This window comes from Bradyrhizobium sp. USDA3516 (assembly GCF_057651995.1).
In genome coordinates, this window is record NZ_JBYGYN010000002.1 from 752,237 (window position 1) to 767,825 (window position 15,589).

The 15,589-nt window shown below is 65.2% G+C and carries 15 protein-coding genes; 7 read left to right on the forward strand and 8 right to left on the reverse strand.

The genetic code is table 11. The features are described 5' to 3' along the window. Positions 1 to 94: 94 nt before the first annotated feature. Both AC24YW_RS09410 and AC24YW_RS09415 read right to left on the reverse strand, forming a co-directional pair. A complete protein-coding gene (locus AC24YW_RS09410; RefSeq protein WP_487482449.1) occupies positions 95 to 997 on the reverse strand; it encodes an arginase family protein in 903 nt (300 codons plus the stop codon). 18 nt (positions 998 to 1,015) lie between these two features. Continuing rightward, entirely contained in the window at positions 1,016 to 1,393 is a 378-nt protein-coding gene (locus AC24YW_RS09415; protein ID WP_035996730.1) for a VOC family protein, read from the reverse strand. A gap of 141 nt (positions 1,394 to 1,534) precedes the next feature. Here AC24YW_RS09415 and AC24YW_RS09420 point away from each other — a divergent pair, with 141 nt between their 5' ends. The 4 genes from AC24YW_RS09420 (at position 1,535) to AC24YW_RS09435 (ending at position 5,543) form a co-directional block, all read left to right on the forward strand. Beyond that, positions 1,535 to 2,410 carry an alpha/beta fold hydrolase gene (locus tag AC24YW_RS09420; protein ID WP_487482450.1) on the forward strand — a complete coding sequence of 292 codons (876 nt, stop codon included), beginning with the start codon at positions 1,535 to 1,537 and terminating at the stop codon, positions 2,408 to 2,410. Positions 2,411 to 2,530: 120 nt separating this feature from the next. Next, positions 2,531 to 2,758, forward strand: a complete 228-nt coding sequence (locus tag AC24YW_RS09425) for a hypothetical protein (protein ID WP_487482451.1) — start codon at positions 2,531 to 2,533, stop codon at positions 2,756 to 2,758. Between the two features lie 158 nt (positions 2,759 to 2,916). Then, a complete protein-coding gene (locus AC24YW_RS09430) occupies positions 2,917 to 3,600 on the forward strand; it encodes a response regulator (RefSeq protein ID WP_487482452.1) in 684 nt (227 codons plus the stop codon). After that, a complete protein-coding gene (locus tag AC24YW_RS09435; RefSeq protein ID WP_487482453.1) occupies positions 3,597 to 5,543 on the forward strand; it encodes a sensor histidine kinase in 1,947 nt (648 codons plus the stop codon). Before AC24YW_RS09430 ends, AC24YW_RS09435 begins: the two co-directional genes overlap by 4 nt. 137 nt (positions 5,544 to 5,680) lie before the next feature. Here the strand turns inward: AC24YW_RS09435 and AC24YW_RS09440 are convergent, their stop codons facing one another. Then, positions 5,681 to 5,965 carry a hypothetical protein gene (locus AC24YW_RS09440; protein ID WP_487482454.1) on the reverse strand — a complete coding sequence of 95 codons (285 nt, stop codon included), beginning with the start codon at positions 5,963 to 5,965 and terminating at the stop codon, positions 5,681 to 5,683. A 235-nt stretch (positions 5,966 to 6,200) separates the two neighbouring features. Between AC24YW_RS09440 and AC24YW_RS09445 the strand changes: the two genes are divergently transcribed. Continuing rightward, the gene (locus AC24YW_RS09445) at positions 6,201 to 6,425 is read left to right on the forward strand and encodes a hypothetical protein (protein WP_036020653.1); all 225 of its coding nucleotides are present in this window, start codon (positions 6,201 to 6,203) and stop codon (positions 6,423 to 6,425) included. An 87-nt stretch (positions 6,426 to 6,512) separates the two neighbouring features. Here the strand turns inward: AC24YW_RS09445 and mddA are convergent, their stop codons facing one another. Beyond that, on the reverse strand, positions 6,513 to 7,304 hold the full coding sequence (mddA, locus tag AC24YW_RS09450; RefSeq protein WP_487482455.1) for a methanethiol S-methyltransferase: 792 nt from the start codon (positions 7,302 to 7,304) through the stop codon (positions 6,513 to 6,515). A gap of 133 nt (positions 7,305 to 7,437) precedes the next feature. Here mddA and AC24YW_RS09455 point away from each other — a divergent pair, with 133 nt between their 5' ends. Then, positions 7,438 to 8,985, forward strand: a complete 1,548-nt coding sequence (locus tag AC24YW_RS09455) for a winged helix-turn-helix domain-containing protein (protein ID WP_487482456.1) — start codon at positions 7,438 to 7,440, stop codon at positions 8,983 to 8,985. A gap of 39 nt (positions 8,986 to 9,024) precedes the next feature. Here the strand turns inward: AC24YW_RS09455 and hemA are convergent, their stop codons facing one another. After that, positions 9,025 to 10,254 (reverse strand): 5-aminolevulinate synthase, encoded by a 1,230-nt coding sequence (hemA, locus tag AC24YW_RS09460; protein ID WP_487482457.1) that lies wholly within the window; start codon positions 10,252 to 10,254, stop codon positions 9,025 to 9,027. Between the two features lie 274 nt (positions 10,255 to 10,528). Here hemA and aroQ point away from each other — a divergent pair, with 274 nt between their 5' ends. Continuing rightward, positions 10,529 to 10,960, forward strand: a complete 432-nt coding sequence (gene aroQ, locus AC24YW_RS09465) for a type II 3-dehydroquinate dehydratase (RefSeq protein ID WP_487482458.1) — start codon at positions 10,529 to 10,531, stop codon at positions 10,958 to 10,960. Positions 10,961 to 11,139: 179 nt separating this feature from the next. Here aroQ and AC24YW_RS09470 read toward each other — a convergent pair whose 3' ends face one another. The 3 genes from AC24YW_RS09470 to AC24YW_RS09480 form a co-directional block, all read right to left on the reverse strand. Continuing rightward, on the reverse strand, positions 11,140 to 12,201 hold the full coding sequence (locus AC24YW_RS09470) for an MBL fold metallo-hydrolase (protein WP_487482459.1): 1,062 nt from the start codon (positions 12,199 to 12,201) through the stop codon (positions 11,140 to 11,142). Between the two features lie 217 nt (positions 12,202 to 12,418). After that, positions 12,419 to 14,563, reverse strand: coding sequence for a methyl-accepting chemotaxis protein (locus tag AC24YW_RS09475; protein ID WP_487482460.1), 2,145 nt, complete (start codon positions 14,561 to 14,563; stop codon positions 12,419 to 12,421). Between the two features lie 165 nt (positions 14,564 to 14,728). Beyond that, entirely contained in the window at positions 14,729 to 15,454 is a 726-nt protein-coding gene (locus AC24YW_RS09480) for an outer membrane protein (RefSeq protein WP_487482461.1), read from the reverse strand. Between the last annotated feature and the right edge of the window lie 135 nt (positions 15,455 to 15,589).

Consider the following 15,589-nt stretch of genomic DNA (forward strand, 5'->3'; position numbering starts at 1 on the left):
CATGTCGCCGTCACCATGTGAGAGCGGCCGGTCGGCAAAGCGTCCCACGTCTGTCGTTCAGAGGCTGCTTGGTTACGCCGGATAGCAGCCGTCATCAGCCTTTTCGGAGTGTTGCTCTCCCGAGCGTCGCTGCGAGCACATCGGCCAGGCCGCGCCCGGCGCTGCCGTCTTCATCGAGGCTCGGATTGTAGATGGTGATCTCGAGGCCGACCGCCTTGCCGCTCGCCAGGCCAACCCGGAGCACGGTCGATAGCTCGTCCCACGACAACCCACCCGGCACGCGAAAATCGACAGCCGGCATGATGGCATCGTCGAGACAATCGGCGTCGAGATGGATGAAGAAGCCGTCCAGTTCGGCTCGCCTCAGGTGATCGACCGCTTCGCGTGCGGCGGCCTCGATACCCCTCGCGCGCACAGCGGGAAGGTCGAGCACCTTGAGCTTTTCGGGAAGCGGCTGGCTTCCATATTCCGCCTGATCCTGGTGATCGCGATATCCAAACGCAACAATGTCTTCAGGGCGGACCAGAGGACCGCGACCTTCGATGTCGGCGAGGAGGGAGGGCCCGTAGCCGGAAACGAAGGCGAGGTCCATCGAGGCGCCCTCACCCTTGGGCTCCGCCTCGGGCTGGAAGAAATCGGCGTGGCCGTCGATGAACAACAGGCCGTAGCGGCCGCGCCGTCGCAACGCGAGCATCGAGCCCAGCAAGATCGTGCAATCGCCGCCCAGCACCAGCGGAAACTCGTCCGCGACGAGCACCGCTTCCACCGCGTCGGCGAGCTTGGGCGACCACGCCGCAATGGCGCCGGCGTTCAAGATGCCGGACTGGGGATCCGGCGCCGGATCTTTCGAAGGCACCACCAGCCGCCCGGCGCGGCGCGCGACGATGCGCTCCGCAAGACCAAGCTTGAGGAGTTGCTCGGGCAAGCGCTCCACGCCGTCTGTCGCAAGGCCCAGCGTTGAAGGAGCTTCGATGATTGCATAGGGCATGGTCGACATGCGCCTTCCCGCTCGCGACTATTGTGCCGAGTAGGTCACGGCCTCGATCTTGTGACCGTCGGGATCGCGGACAAACGCCCCATAATAGTTCAGGTCGTAACTCGGCCGCAGCCCGGGAGCGCCAGCGTCGCTGCCACCATGCTCTAATGCTGCTGCGTAGAAGCGATCGACCATCGCGCGGTTCTCGACGGCAAAGGCGATGTGGCTGCCGTTACCCACGGTCGCGGGCTTTCCATCGATCGGAACTTGAACGCTGAAGTGAAACGTACCGCTTCCGTAGCCCAGCCCACCCTCGTCCTCGGCCATCGGCGTGATCCCGACGACCGGCAAGACCGCATCGTAGAAGCGCTTCGCACGCTGAACATCATTCGTACCGACCGAGACATGGTGGATCACGACGACCTCCGTTCCGATGTCGCTTCGTAACGGCAGCTTCCGGCCGTTGTTCCGTCAGAACTGCCCGCCCTCCTACCCACCACGACGCAGATGTCGGGAACCGCGCCCCGGACGTCGCTTTATCTGCAAAGGGAGCAAGACATGGATACACGCGTCAGACATTGCAGGGTCCGGATCGGACCCGTGGACACCTTCTACCGAGAAGCAGGCCCTGAACGCGCGCCAGTCGTTCTCCTGCCGCACGGCTATCCCTGTTCATCCTACGAATTCCGCAATCTGATGCCGCGACTGGCCGATAGATGGCGGCTGATTGCTCCCGATTATCCCGGGTTCGGCTATAGCGGGACACCTGATGACTTCGATTACAGCTTCGACGGCTATGCCGCGTGGCTCGACCAGTTCGTGAGGCATCTAAAGATCGAGCGCTTCGTGATCTACCTTCATGATTTCGGCTCACCGATCGGGGCCCGGCTGGCGATCATGCGGCCTGAGAGGGTGGTGGCTCAGATCATTCAAAACGGCGACATCCCTTACGACGATGCGCTTGGACCGGCATACGCCGAAATCGAGAAGACTTGGTCGCTGCCCGACCAACAGATGCGTGCGGCGATGAGGGAAGCTGTCACGGAAGAGAATTTCCGCGACGAGTTCCTGAACGACGTGCGTGCGGACCTAGCTCGACTCATCGCGCCGGACCTTTGGCGATTGCACTGGTCACTGATGACCGAGCGGCGGAAGGATGCCGCCGCAGACGTTCTGTTTGGCCTCAAGGCGAACCGCCAATGGTTTCCCGAGCACCGCCGATATCTTCGGCAGCACAAGCCGCCGACATTGATCCTGTGGGGCCCGCAAGATCATTACATGCCTGAGGAGTCAGGGCGAGCCTATCTCCGCGACCTGCCGGATGCCGAGCTGCATCTCCTGGATGGCGGCCATTGGCTGCTCGAAACCAACCTCGACGAGGTTGTCTCGCTGACGCGATCATTTCTCGAACGGTTGGAATCGCGCGGCGGATAGCCGCTCCGACAATGACGGCGATTGCGCCCCGGCCCCGGCAAGCCCCCCAAAGGAACGTTCGACTTCACCAAGCTACGTCATATATCGTGCCGCATGATGGTGATGCAGCGGATAGCTTCGATGGCCAGGAGACGCACGAGCGACGCCGACGACCTTCCCCGCTATTTCGTCTGGGTCCGGGGGCTCGAAGGGCCCGAGCCGCAGAAATGGACGGCGATGGATTTCGGCGTCGGCGATTGGAAGCGGCCGCTCGTGCTGGCGTATCTGGAACTGCCGGAAGACGAACGGCCGCTGTCGCTGTCGGCCCTGGCGCGGCGGTATCCGCCGCCGCGGGTTGATCTGTTGTAAGCCGGATTGGCGGCGGCGCCCGTCGCCCGACAACGTCAGGCCGGCACATGGCAGTCCCGTGACTTTCCCGCCCCCATGATTATGGGTGTCACCGCCTCCGGGCTGCGGTTAAACTTGCTTCGCGCCGCGGGGGACACGCGGGTCGCGGGACCATGATCATGACCGAACAGGGCGAGACGGGTGAAGCCATCACCATCCTCCTCGTCGAGGATGACGCGCCGACCTGCTGGCGGCTGCAGGATGCACTGGCCAAGGCGGGTTACGAGGTGCGCAGCGCCGGTACGCTCGCAGAGGCGCGGCAGGCCCTGAGCGGCGGCGCGCCGCGCGTGCTGCTGACCGACCTGCGGCTGCCCGACGGCCACGGCGTCGAGCTGATCCGCGAGATGCGGCAGCGTTTCCCCGACACCGAGATCATGGTGATCTCCGCGCTCGGCGACGAGGAAAGCGTAATCTCCGCGATCACGGTCGGCGCCACCGGCTACCTGCTCAAGGACGCCTTCCCCACCGACATCGCCACCACGGTGCGCGACCTGGTCGCGGGACATTCGCCGATCTCGGCCTCGATCGCGCGCTTCATCGTGCGCAGAACACAAGGTGCCGCACAAAGTTCGGCGGAGTCGCCGCCCGGCCCCCCGCTCAACACGGCAAGGCTCACCCCGCGCGAGATCGACATTCTCTGGGGCATCGCCAAAGGCTTCAGCTATGCCGAGATCGCGAGCCATCTCGGCCTCTCCAAGCAGACCGTGCCCGGCCATATCAAGAACATCTATCGCAAGCTCGAGGTGCATACGCGCAGCGAGGCGGTGTTCGAGGCGGTGCAGCAGGGCCTGATCAAGCTGTGAGCGAGATCGCGGCCAAAGCACATACGAAGGCACCCGCGAAGGCACCGACACGCCCGCGGCGCCGGCTAATCGCCTCGCGCCTCGTGCCCTATCTGCTGCTCCAGGTCCTGATCGTGATCGTCACGGCGCTGGGGATTCGGCTGCTGCAGCCGAGCGATCCCGAAGACTTCGCCGTGACCGATTTTTCGGCGCGGGAGGACGGTCTGACGCGCCCCGTGACGCTGCCGCATTTCACCTCCTCGCGCCACTCGCTGGCCGACCCGCCATTCTACGCCGGCACCTTCACATTCCCGAGCGGCGATGCGGCCTCGGGCTGGTCGGTGTACCTGCCGCGCTTCAGCAACGCGGTGGAGGTCGCCGTCAACGGCGTCGTCGTGCTCGACTCCCGACGCGACACCAACGCCAACCGGCCCGACCGCAACACGCCGCAGATCGCAGCGATCCCCGCGTCGCTGCTGCGCGAGGGCGGAAACGAGATCACGGTGCGGATGTTCGTGTGGGGACCGCTCAAGGGCTTTCTCGACACCGTCTATGTCGGGCCGGATGCCGCCTTGCGCCCGGCCTATGAGACACGCACGCTGCTGTTCGTCACCCTGCCGGTGGTGTTCTCCGCCTGGCAGGCGATCCTGGCCGTCATCCTCGCGATCATGTGGCTGATGCGGCGCCACGAACCGGTCTATGGCGTGCTGGCCGCCGCGATGGTGCTCGGCGTGGTGCAGGCCTTCGTGCCGCCGCCGGCGCCGCCGGCCACGGTATCCCGGCTCACGGCGGTGCTGCTCGCGTCCGCACCGATCGAGAGCGCGCTGATCGTCGTGTTCGGCGTGCTGTTCTTCGGCTGGCGTTGGCCGCGCTACGGCACGCTGCTGTTCGTGCCCGGTGTCCTCGTGTTTGTGGTCGGGCTGATCGGGGGCCCGCCGCTGCCGCGCATCCTGTTCCTGGTGCTCGGCATTCCCACCGTCGGGCTCTGCCTGGTCCTGATGGCCTGCGTCACCGCAACCGCGGTGGTGCGACGTCAAGACGCGGCGAGCTTCACGATCGGCTGCGCGGTGACGATCGTGCTGGTCTGCTGGGTCCAGGACATGCTCACGGTGCTCGATATCGTGAGCAACGATCGCATCTTCGTCTCGCGCCTGTCCTATTCGGCGATGCTGGTCGCGATCGGTGCCGGGCTGACCTGGCGCTTTGCCCGCGCGCTGAACCAGGTCGACAGCTTTGCCGGCCAGCTGGTGACGCGGGTGCGGGAGGCCGAGGAGCGGCTGAAGGCGAGCTTTGCCCGCGAGGAGGAGCGCGCCCGCGCCGCCGCGCTCGCCAACGAGCGCACCCGCCTGATGCGAGACCTGCACGACGGCCTCGGCGGCCAGCTCGTGAGCATCGTCGCGCTGTCCGAGCGCGGCAGCGCGGGCGCGAGCATCACGGACGCCGCGCGCGCGGCGCTGAAGGATCTCCGCCTCGTCATCGATTCCATGGACGACATCGGCGGCGACCTGATGCTGGCGCTCGGCTCCTGGCGCGAGCGCGCCACGGCCCAGTTGAGACCGCACGACATCACGCTCGACTGGCGCGTGGCGACGCCGCAGGGCCTGCCGCTGCATCCCGAGCTCAGGCCATGGCACGTCATCCAGATCGTGCGCATCCTCGACGAGGCCGTCACCAATGCGGTCAAGCACGCGCAGGCTCGCCGCATCGCGGTTACCATCGACACGTTCGACGCAGGCCAGGGGCCGTACGGCGTGATCAGCGTGACTGACGACGGGAGCGGCTTTGCGCTGGCCGGCAATGGCGAGGCGGCGGGTACCAGCCAGACCGCGCGTGGCCTACGCAACATGAAAAGCCGCGCCGCGCGCTGCGGCGCGGTGCTCGACCTGACGTCTGATTCCTCCGGCACGCGCGTGCGGCTGAAACTACCGCAACGTTTTCCCGGCAGCGACATGGCCGCGGGCTGAAAGGGCCCCCTCCCCGAACGTGTGGGGCGCACGGAGAGAGGGGACGGGCCGGGTAAAATTGCCTGCGGAGGACGGGGGGTGTTCGTCCGCGGGCCCCTTGGCCCGAAGCGATGTATCAATTCAATGAAGCGGAAATATCAGCGCACACCGACGCGATTGACCGGGCCGCCGCGATTCATCGGCGTGCCGGCACGCACACCGACACCGGGCGCGCCGACGCCGGGGGTCACGACGGCAGCCCGCGCGACCGGCGCTCCCACCACCACGGCGCCAGCCGGCCGCACCACGCAGCCCTTCGGCACGCCGACCGTCTTGCAATAGACCACGGCCTGCGCCGGGCTCGTACCCAGCGACACCATCGCCGCGCCAGCCAGCGCCATGACCGTCAGCCCCGCGCCCAGCGCTCCAGCTCTCTTCGACATTCTTGCTCTCCTGCTTCCGTTCGGCGTTCCGATGCAATCACCGGGTCTCGCAGCCGAGGTGCAGCCTGAATGACAAAAGTCGGCGCGCGGATACATGCCATGAAGATGGGGGTACCGCCGGCGGCAGGACTGGCCGGTGCCATGAACATGGCATGGACCGGCGCCCGACCTTTGCGGAATGGTCCGGCCCGATTGATCCCGGTCGGGACCAACGAGAATTCCAAAGAGGTGCTCTATGAAGATTTCGGTTCTTGCCGCGCTGCTGCTCGCAGCTGCCGCCCTGCCTGCTGCCGCGCAGTCCGGTCCATCCGTCCAGGAGCAGATGGCCTGCCGCGGCGACGCCAGCAAATTCTGCGCCGAGCATATCGGCAAGCCGCCGCAGATGAACGCCTGCCTGCGCGAGAACAAGTCGAAGCTGTCGGATTCCTGCCGCAAGGTGGTCGAATCGCGCGGAGGGTAGTCGTTCATCCTTCTCTTCGACGAAGGCAGAGAGGGCGACGCTGTGCCGCCCTCTCGAAAAAATGCCAAGGCGCCCGCCGACGCGCGATTAGTCTACCGACCGGCGCCAGGGAATAAGCATGGAGACGCGTTGCTTGTACTGCCGGTACTCGTCGCCGAAGAGATCGACGAGATCGCTCTCCTCCAGCGCGATGCCGACGAAGATGTAGATCGTGGTCACGGCCGCGAACAACAGATGACCCGCGGTCATGACCGGCGCCGCCCAGAACGCGATGATGAAACCGAGATAGATCGGATGGCGCACGAACTTGTAGAGCAGCGGCGTCTTGAAGCGCGGCGGCTCCATCTCCTTGCCGACGAGATGATTGGTCACCTGATGCAGGCCGAACAGCTCGAAATGGTTGATGATGAAGGTCGAGGTGAACACCAGAACCCAGCCGGCGAAGGACAACGTGACCAGCGTCACGGCAAGATCCGGGTTCTCCACGCTCCATATGACCGACGGCAGCGGCCGCCACTGCCAGAACAGGAGCAGCAGTGACAGGCTCGCGAACAACACGTAGGTCGAGCGCTCGACCGGCTTGGGGACGAACTGCGTCCACCAATCCTTGAATTGCCGGCGTGCCATCACGCTGTGTTGAACCGCGAACAGCGACATCAGCAGCAGATTGATGACGACCGCGCGAACGACGGGCGCTTCGGCGCCGGTATCGATGGTCTTGGGCACCATCACCCCCATGACGAAACCGATCGCATAGAGAATGGTGACGAAAAACACGAGATACGCCGCAATTCCGTACAGAAAGGCGATGAACCTGAAAATACGAGAGCCCGTAACGTCCGGGCCGAGGGAATGAACCTGGTGATCAATTTGGGTCATGAAACACTCCGTTGTGCCGAGGCACCGACACGGTTTGGTCTTCGCACCATGCCGGATCGGACGTCCCGCGGCTTTCGCGGACGATTGATTTTCGCCTGAGACGACTTTGATTTCTGCTTGAGACGACGAAAACGTGCGATTTCGCTTTGAAAACAACGTGCTGGACGGTGACCTCCGGGAGCTCACTCGCGACGGGAATGCCGTCCCGTTGCAGCCGCAAGTGTTCGATCTCTTGCTCTATCTGGTCACGCAACGGGCGCGTGTGGTCAGCAAGGATGACCTGATCAGCCATATCTGGAACGACCGCATCGTTTCGGATTCCGCCCTCAACAGCCGGATCAACGCCGCGCGCAAGGCACTCGGCGACGACGGCGCGGCCCAGCGCCTGATCAAGACCATTCCGCGCAAGGGCTTTCGGTTCGTCGGCGAGGTCCGGGAAGAAGCGGCGGCTTCGCCCGCGCGGACGGAAGCCAGGCCCGCTCCCCCGCGCGTGGCGGATCGCCCGGCAATCGCGGTGCTCGCCTTCGAGAACATGAGCGGCGATCCCGAGCAGGACTATTTCGGCGACGGGATCAGCGAGGACATCCTCACCGCGCTGTCGAAGCAGCGCTGGTTCATGGTGATCGCCCGCAACTCCTCCTTCACCTACAAGGGACGGACGGTCCATATCAGGCAGATCGCCGAGGAGCTCGGCGTCCGCTACATCGTCGAAGGCAGCGTACGCAAGGCGGACAAAAGGGTACGCATCACCGCACAGCTCAACGACGCCGTGTCGGGCAGTCATCTCTGGGCCGAGCGCTATGACCGCGAGCTCGTCGACGTCTTCGCCGTGCAGGACGAGATCACCAACGCGATCGCCGCCGCGATCGAGCCGCAGATCCACGCGGCCGAGAATTTCCGCAGCCATCGCAAGCCGCCGGCGAGCCTCGACGCCTGGGACCTCCTGATGCGCGCGCTGTCGCATTATTGGCGCGTGACCCGCCAGGACCACGAGGCCGCGAAGGCGCTGCTCGCGCGCGCGATCGCGATCGATCCGAATTACGGCCAGGCGCTGTCGGTGCTGGCCGTGAACGACATGTTCGGCGTGCATCTCGGCTGGACCGAGCTGGACGCGGTTGCGCCGGCCGCGGAAGCCGCCGCGATCAAAGCAGTGCGCTGCGACCACGAGGATGCCTGGGCGCATGCCGCGCTGGGCAGCGTCTGCTTCTCGACCCGCAGGCTCACAGATGCGCTGTCCGAGTTCGAGCAGGCGCTCGCGCTCAATCCGAACTTCTCGCTGGCGCAGGGCTATTACGCGCTGGCACTGTCCTATGCCGGACGGTCGAAGGACTCGTTCGAGGCCGCGCAAAAGGCGATTCGGCTGTCGCCGCGCGATCCGTCACTGGCGATCTATCACGGTATCGCCGCCTATGCGCGCTTCACAGAACGGCACTATGGCGAGGCCATCGCGCTGGCGCGCGAGGCGATCCGCCACCGCGGCGATCTCACCGGCGCCTACCGCGTGCTCGCCGTCTCCGCCGGCATGACCGGCGACGGCGCGCTTGCGGAAATGGCGCTCGGAGAGCTCCGCCGCACCCAACCGGGCATCTCGCTGCACTGGATCGCGACGCAGCTGCCGTGGGCCAATGAGCGGGATCGCGAACACTATCTGGAGGGATTCCGCCGCGCGGGCTTGCAGTGAGGCGCGACGCTGCTCTCACCCCTGCCCTGGCGCGGAAGCCTACTCCGCCGCGAGCGACTTGGCGCGCAGCGGCAGGCCGAGGCGGTCCCACACTTGCAGCAGCGCTTCGGCGAGCTGATCGATCAGGCCATCGTCGTGATAGGGCGAGGGGGTGATGCGCAGGCGCTCGGTGCCCTTAGCGACGGTCGGATAGTTGATCGGCTGGATGTAGATCCCGTGCTGCTCGAGCAGCAGGTCGGAGGCCTGCTTGCACTTCTCGGGATCGCCGACGAACAGCGGTACGATGTGGGTGTCGCTCGACATCACCGGCAGTCCGGCGGCATTGAGGATCGCCTTGACGCGGGCGGCACGGTCCTGGTGGCGCTCGCGCTCCCAGCTCGACGTCTTCAGGTGCTTGATCGCGGCGGTTGCGGCCGAGCAGACCGCCGGCGGCAGCGCGGTGGTGAAGATGAAGCCCGGCGCATAGGAACGCACGGCGTCGATGATCTGGCCGTTGGCGGCGATATAGCCACCGAGACAACCGAACGCCTTGGCCAGCGTGCCCTCGAGAATGTCGATGCGATGCATCACGCCGTCGCGCTCGGCAATGCCGCCGCCGCGCGGGCCGTACATGCCGACGGCGTGGACTTCGTCGACATAGGTCATCGCGCCATATTTCTCGGCGAGATCGCAGATTTTGGCGAGCGGCGCGACATCGCCGTCCATGGAATAGAGGCTCTCGCAGACGATCAGCTTCGGCCGATCGGGGCCGGCCGCTTTCAACAGCTCTTCGAGATGCGCAACGTCGTTGTGACGGAACACGATCCGCTCGCAGCCGGACTGGCGGATGCCCTCGATCATCGAATTGTGGTTGAGCTCGTCCGACAGGATCAGGCAGTTCGGAATGAGCTTTGCGATGGTCGGGATGCCGGTCTGGTTCGAGACATAGCCCGAGGTGAACAGCAGCGCGGCTTCCTTGCCGTGGAGATCGGCGAGCTCGGCTTCGAGCTGGACCAGCGGATGATGCGTGCCGGCGATGTTGCGGGTGCCGCCGGCGCCGGTGCCGACACGCGTCGCGGTCTCCACCATGGCGCCGACCACCTTCGGATGCTGGCCCATGCCGAGGTAGTCGTTGGAGCACCAGATCACGACATCGCGCTTGCCCTTGGGCGAGTGCCAGACCGCGTGCGGGAACCGGCCGGCCGTGCGCTCGAGGTCGGCGAACACGCGATAACGCCGCTCGGTATGGAGACGATCGAGGGCGGAATTGAAGAATTGGGCGTAATCCATCGGCAAACCTGCAACGGAACCTGACCAAGGGGACGCGTCTACTTAGAGCTTTTCCAGCTCCAATGTCTATGCGCTATCCCACATTTGGATCTGTGGGCATTTGGGCAAAATGCCCTATCCGGCGCATCTCAGTTTGATCCCGATCAATCCTGCGCGATATGTAAGTGCTGCTCTGCACCATCTGCCGGGCGAGGGTTCAGCCCCAGCCTATGGTCTTCCGTCGCGGCCCGCGGCGCGCTTTCCTATTCAAGCAGGATCTCGAAAGGACCCTTCCATGAAGCGCGTGATGATTCTCAACGGCCCCAACCTCAACATGCTCGGCATCCGCGAGCCGCACATCTACGGCACGACGACGCTTGCGGAGGTCAACGCGAGCTGCGAGGACGCCGCAGCCAGGCTCGGCCTGAAACTCGCCTTCCACCAGTCCAACCATGAGGGCGTGCTGGTCGATCTGATCCAGTCGGCGCGGCAGGACGCGGACGCGATCGTCATCAATCCGGCCGGCCTCTCCTTCACCTCGGTCTCGATCATGGACGCGATCAAGACGTTCGAGGGCCCGGTGCTGGAGGTGCACATTTCCAACATCCACGCCCGTGACGAATATCACCGTCACTCCAAGATTTCGTTCGTGGCGACCGGCGTGATCTGCGGGCTCGGGCCGTTCGGCTACATCGCGGCGCTGCACGCGATCGCGAATATGAGGTGAGGTGCTTGCCGCGGCGGCGGTCTGCTGCCTCGCCCCGCTCTTGCGGCGAGAGGGTTGGCGTGGGGGAGTCTCCGCAAGGACGGTGACAGTTGGACTCGCGGAGAGTCCCCTCACCCGGAATCCGCGCTACGCGCGCATTCCGGCCTCTCCCCGCGGGCAGGGAGAGGCGAAGACAAGACTCACGTCGTCCGAAACTGCAGCACACCGTCCTGCATCTCGGGCGTGAGGCGGCCCTCGACGATCATGTAGTTGACGTGGGCGACGAGCTCGCCGGCGGCAAAGCCCATCTGGTGCTCGTCCAGCACGTGCTTGTTGAACACGACGGGCACCAGGGCGCGCGAGGTTTGCGGCACCTCGCGGCAGGCTTCCGCGATCAATCGGCAGCGCTCCTCGTGGTGGTCGGCGAGTTGCTTGATGCGGGTCTTCAATCCGTAGAACGGCACGCCGTGGCCGGGCAGCACCAGCACGTCATAGGGCAGCGTCGTGGTCAGGCTGGCGAGTGAGGCCAGATATTCGCCGAGCGAGTTCTGGTCGGGCTCGACCGCCCAGACGCTGACATTCGGCGAGATCTTGCTCAGCACCTGGTCGGCGGAGAGGAACAGCTTGTCGTCGGCGCAATACAGCATCACCTGGTCGAGGGCGTGGCCGCCGCCGGTGATGACCTTGAAGCGGCGCGTGCCGATCACGACGTCGTCGCCATGCGAGATGCGGCGGTAGGACGGCGGCAGCACCGAGACGCGCTTCAGATAGTCCTGACCGCGGCCGAGCAGCTTTTCGGTGAGCGACTCGTCCATGCCATGGCGGCGGAAGAACAGCCGCTGTGCCTCGCGCCGCTCCTCGGTGCCGCGGTTCTGGTGATAGACCGATTGCAGATATTCGACCTGCGACATCACCAGCGGGCAGCCGAACCGGTCGACGATCCATCCGGCGAGACCGACATGGTCGGGGTGAGAATGGGTGACGATCAGGCGCGTGATGTTGACGCCCTTGAGCGGCCCCTCGAACAGCTTGGTCCAGGCCTCGATCGTCTCTTCGTTGCCGAAGCCGGCATCGATCATCGCATAGCCGTCGCCATCGGCGAGCAGGTAGATGTTCACGTGGTTGAGGCGGAACGGCAGCTTCAGCCGCGCCCACAACACGCCGGGCCGCACCTCGACCACCTGTTCGGGGCCGGGATGCTGTTCCCAGGGGTAGCGCAGGGCCTCGGCCGAGGACTGCGCGGTGTCGGGTTTCGAGCTCATGCTATCGGCTTAAACCCAGCGCGCGCGGGGCGCCAGCCGAAAAAGGATGCTGGGCGGCGATCGCATGGCGGTCATACCGGGTCGTGTTTTTCCGTGTCCCGGTTGGTGATCGTCAAAAGCGCAGTCATTCCGGAGCACGCGTGAGCGCGAATCCGGAATGTGGAGAATTGTAGCGCGAGATTCCGGGTCCGCCTCTCGAGGCGCCCCGGAATGACGATCAGGCCGCCCGCATGTCGTTGAGGAAGGCGTCGATCTCCCCGCGCAGCATGTCGGCCTCGCGCCGCAGCGCGTCCGAGGCGCCCAGCACCTCGGTGGCCGCAGCGCCGGCTTCGGCGGACGCGGTGGAGACGCCGACGATGTTGCTGGAGACCTCGCTGGTACCGCCGGCGGCATGCTGGATGTTGCGGGCGATTTCGCGCGTGGCGGCGCCCTGCTCCTCGACCGCGGCTGCGATCGTCGTGGTGACATCGTTGATCTCGGCGATGATCCGGCCGATGCCCTGGATGGCGCCGACTGCGGAGGTCGTGCTCTCCTGCATGCTGGCGATCTGGGTGCGGATCTCGTCGGTCGCCTTGGCGGTCTGGCTCGCCAGGCTCTTCACCTCGGAGGCAACCACCGCGAAGCCGCGGCCAGCCTCGCCTGCGCGCGCCGCCTCGATGGTGGCGTTGAGCGCGAGCAGATTGGTCTGCGAGGCGATGGTCTGGATCAGGTCGACGACGACGCTGATGCGGCTCGCGCTGTCGGCAAGGCTCTGCACGGTGGCATCGGTCGCTCCCGCTTCGTCGACCGCCTTCTTGGCGATCTCGGCGGAGGTCACGACCTGGCGGCTGATCTCCTGGATCGAGGAGGACAGCTGCTCGGTGCCGGCCGATACGGTCTGCACGTTGACCGACGTCTCCTCCGCGGCGGAGGCGACCGCGTTGACCAGCGCGTTGGACTGGTCGGCGGTGTTCGACATGCTCTGCGCGGTCGATTGCATCGAATTGGCCGATTGCGCCAGATTGTCGAGCGCGGAGCGCACGGTGCTTTCGAACTGGGCGATCTTCGCTTCCATGCGCGCGGCCCGCTCGGCCTTGGCGATACGGTCCTTGTCCTGCTCGCTCGTCAGCGCGCGGGTCTCGATCATGCTCTCCCGGAACACCTGCAGCGTGTTCGCCATCACGGAGATTTCGTCGTTGTGGTTCTTTGAGCGGTAGATCTCGGTCTCGAGATCCCCGTTCGCTAGCAGCTGCATCGACTGTTGCAGGGCGCCGATCCGACGCAGGATGTTGCGGCCGACATAGAGCCAGACGAACAGCGCCGAGCCGACCAGCATCAGCGCGCCCAGCGCCAGCATGACTGATGTCGCGAGCGAAATCTCCTGCCGCGCCTGGAAGGTCGATGCGTTGGTCTCTTTCTGCACGCCGTCGACGAGCTGCTGCACGCTGATGCCGAGGCCGACATTGAGCTTGCGCGTCTCGTCCAGGATGGTCTGGCCGTAGTCGATGGAGTCGAGCTCCTTCTCGCGCAGATTGAACACGCCGGTCTTTCCGGTGCCGAGCGCGAGCAGCTTTTCCGCCGTTTCGCGCAGCATCTTGTTGCCCTGGTTGTCCGGCAACAGATCGAGGTTCGAGCGCAGGCGTCCCTGCGCCGTCTTGAATTCCTTCTGGATGTCGTCCAGCTTGTCGCTCGTGTTCGCCGACAGCGCCGCGCTCATGTTGGCGGCCGCGAGATTGCCGCTGGCGACGACGTTGCCGAGCTGACCGACGGTCTGCGCGGCGTCGTTCGCATCTGCGGCGGACAGGTCGGCCGAACCGAGAATGGCATTGACGCGGGTCTGCGCGTCCAGCATCGCCGGGCTCGCTGCGCCGACGAACGCGCCCTGCGCGGCGCGAAGCGCGTCATATTGCTTCTCGTGCAGGGCAGCGATGTCGAGCCGTTCGCGGGCGGCCTTCGTCAGGCTCTGTGCCGCCTCGTTGATGCTCTTCATCGTATCGCTGAGCCCTGAGACGACGCTCTTGTCGCCGCCGAGCTCGATGATCTCGTTGAGCTTCTGCTGCGTCTGCTCCTGCAATTCCCTGAGCTTCTTGGTACGTTCGGTCAGGGCGTCCTCGCTCTGCGCCGCAAGCAGGGCCGGTCCCTGTGCCGCGAGGCTCGCACTCAGCGCCGACAATTGCAGGCTGGCGGAAAGGCGGGGAATGTCCCGTCCGCTCAGTTCGGTCATGCGTCCGCCGAGATTCTGCAGCGCAAGGCCGGCGCCGGCCGCGATCACGAGGCCCATACCCGCGATCAATATGAAAGCCGCGAACAGGCTGCCGCGCACGCCCCATCTCGGCATTTTGAAACGCGGCTTGAAACGGCCGAGACTGAAACGGATTGCCATCGAAATTCCCCCACGCCCTTGCTTTATGTTTTGTGGCGGGGAGTATCGGCCAGGGCGGTTAAAAAATCGCAATTTCTGCAATCGGTTGCCCGCGTTCCGCACAGCGAAAAAAGAGGGGCCGGCAGTGCCGCCGGCCCCCCATCGCGATAAGGTTTTGCTAACCGATCAGTAGCGCGCCACAGCCGGGCTCGCCCAGTTGAAGCGGTAGTTGACGCCCGCCTTGAAGGTATGGTCGTCGGTGGTGAAGCTTCCGGTGCCCGCGAGCGGACCGGCGGTGAAGCTCGCGTCGCCGAAATTGTAATACTGGTACTCGGCCTTGGCCGACCAATTCGGGGCGAACATGTATTCGAGGCCGGCGCCGACGGTGTAGCCGTTGCGATGATCGCCGGTGATGACGAAGGCGGTCGGCACGCCGCCGACGGTGACCTTCTCGTTGTTGTCCGAATAGGCGTAGCCGCCCTTCACATAGACCAGGCCGGGACCCCAGGTGTAGCCGACGCGGCCGGTGATCGAGCCGAGGCCGCGCTGGTCGTTGGTGTAGGCGATGCCGCCCGGGAACACCGCGCCGACGCTGCCGGAGAGCCAGGAATACTGGCCTTCGACGCCGACCACGAAGTTCGGGTTGAACTGCCAGTCCGCACCGACCTGCACGCCGCCGAGGAAGCGGCCGTTGCCGTTGTTGCCGGTGGAGAGGCCGTTGAAATTGTTGTCGCTGGAGAACGCGCCGCCGACATGGGCGCCGAGATAGAAGCCCGTCCAATTGTAGATCGGCGCGGCGTAGGCCGGCGCGGGCGTCTTGTAATAATTGCGGTTGCCGAGATCGGCACCGACCGCCGGCGCAGCCGCGCCCACCACGAGCAGCGCCACGGTCGCAAACAGAATCTTCTTCATCGTCTTGAACTCCAACACGTAAGGTCCCCGGCAGGCGCGTTTTGTGCGCCGCATTGGTTTTGCAGATAGCTCGCTTTTGACGAAAATGCTGTCACATCCGTGGCACAGCGGCGTCCAAGGTAACTTGTTGGGCCG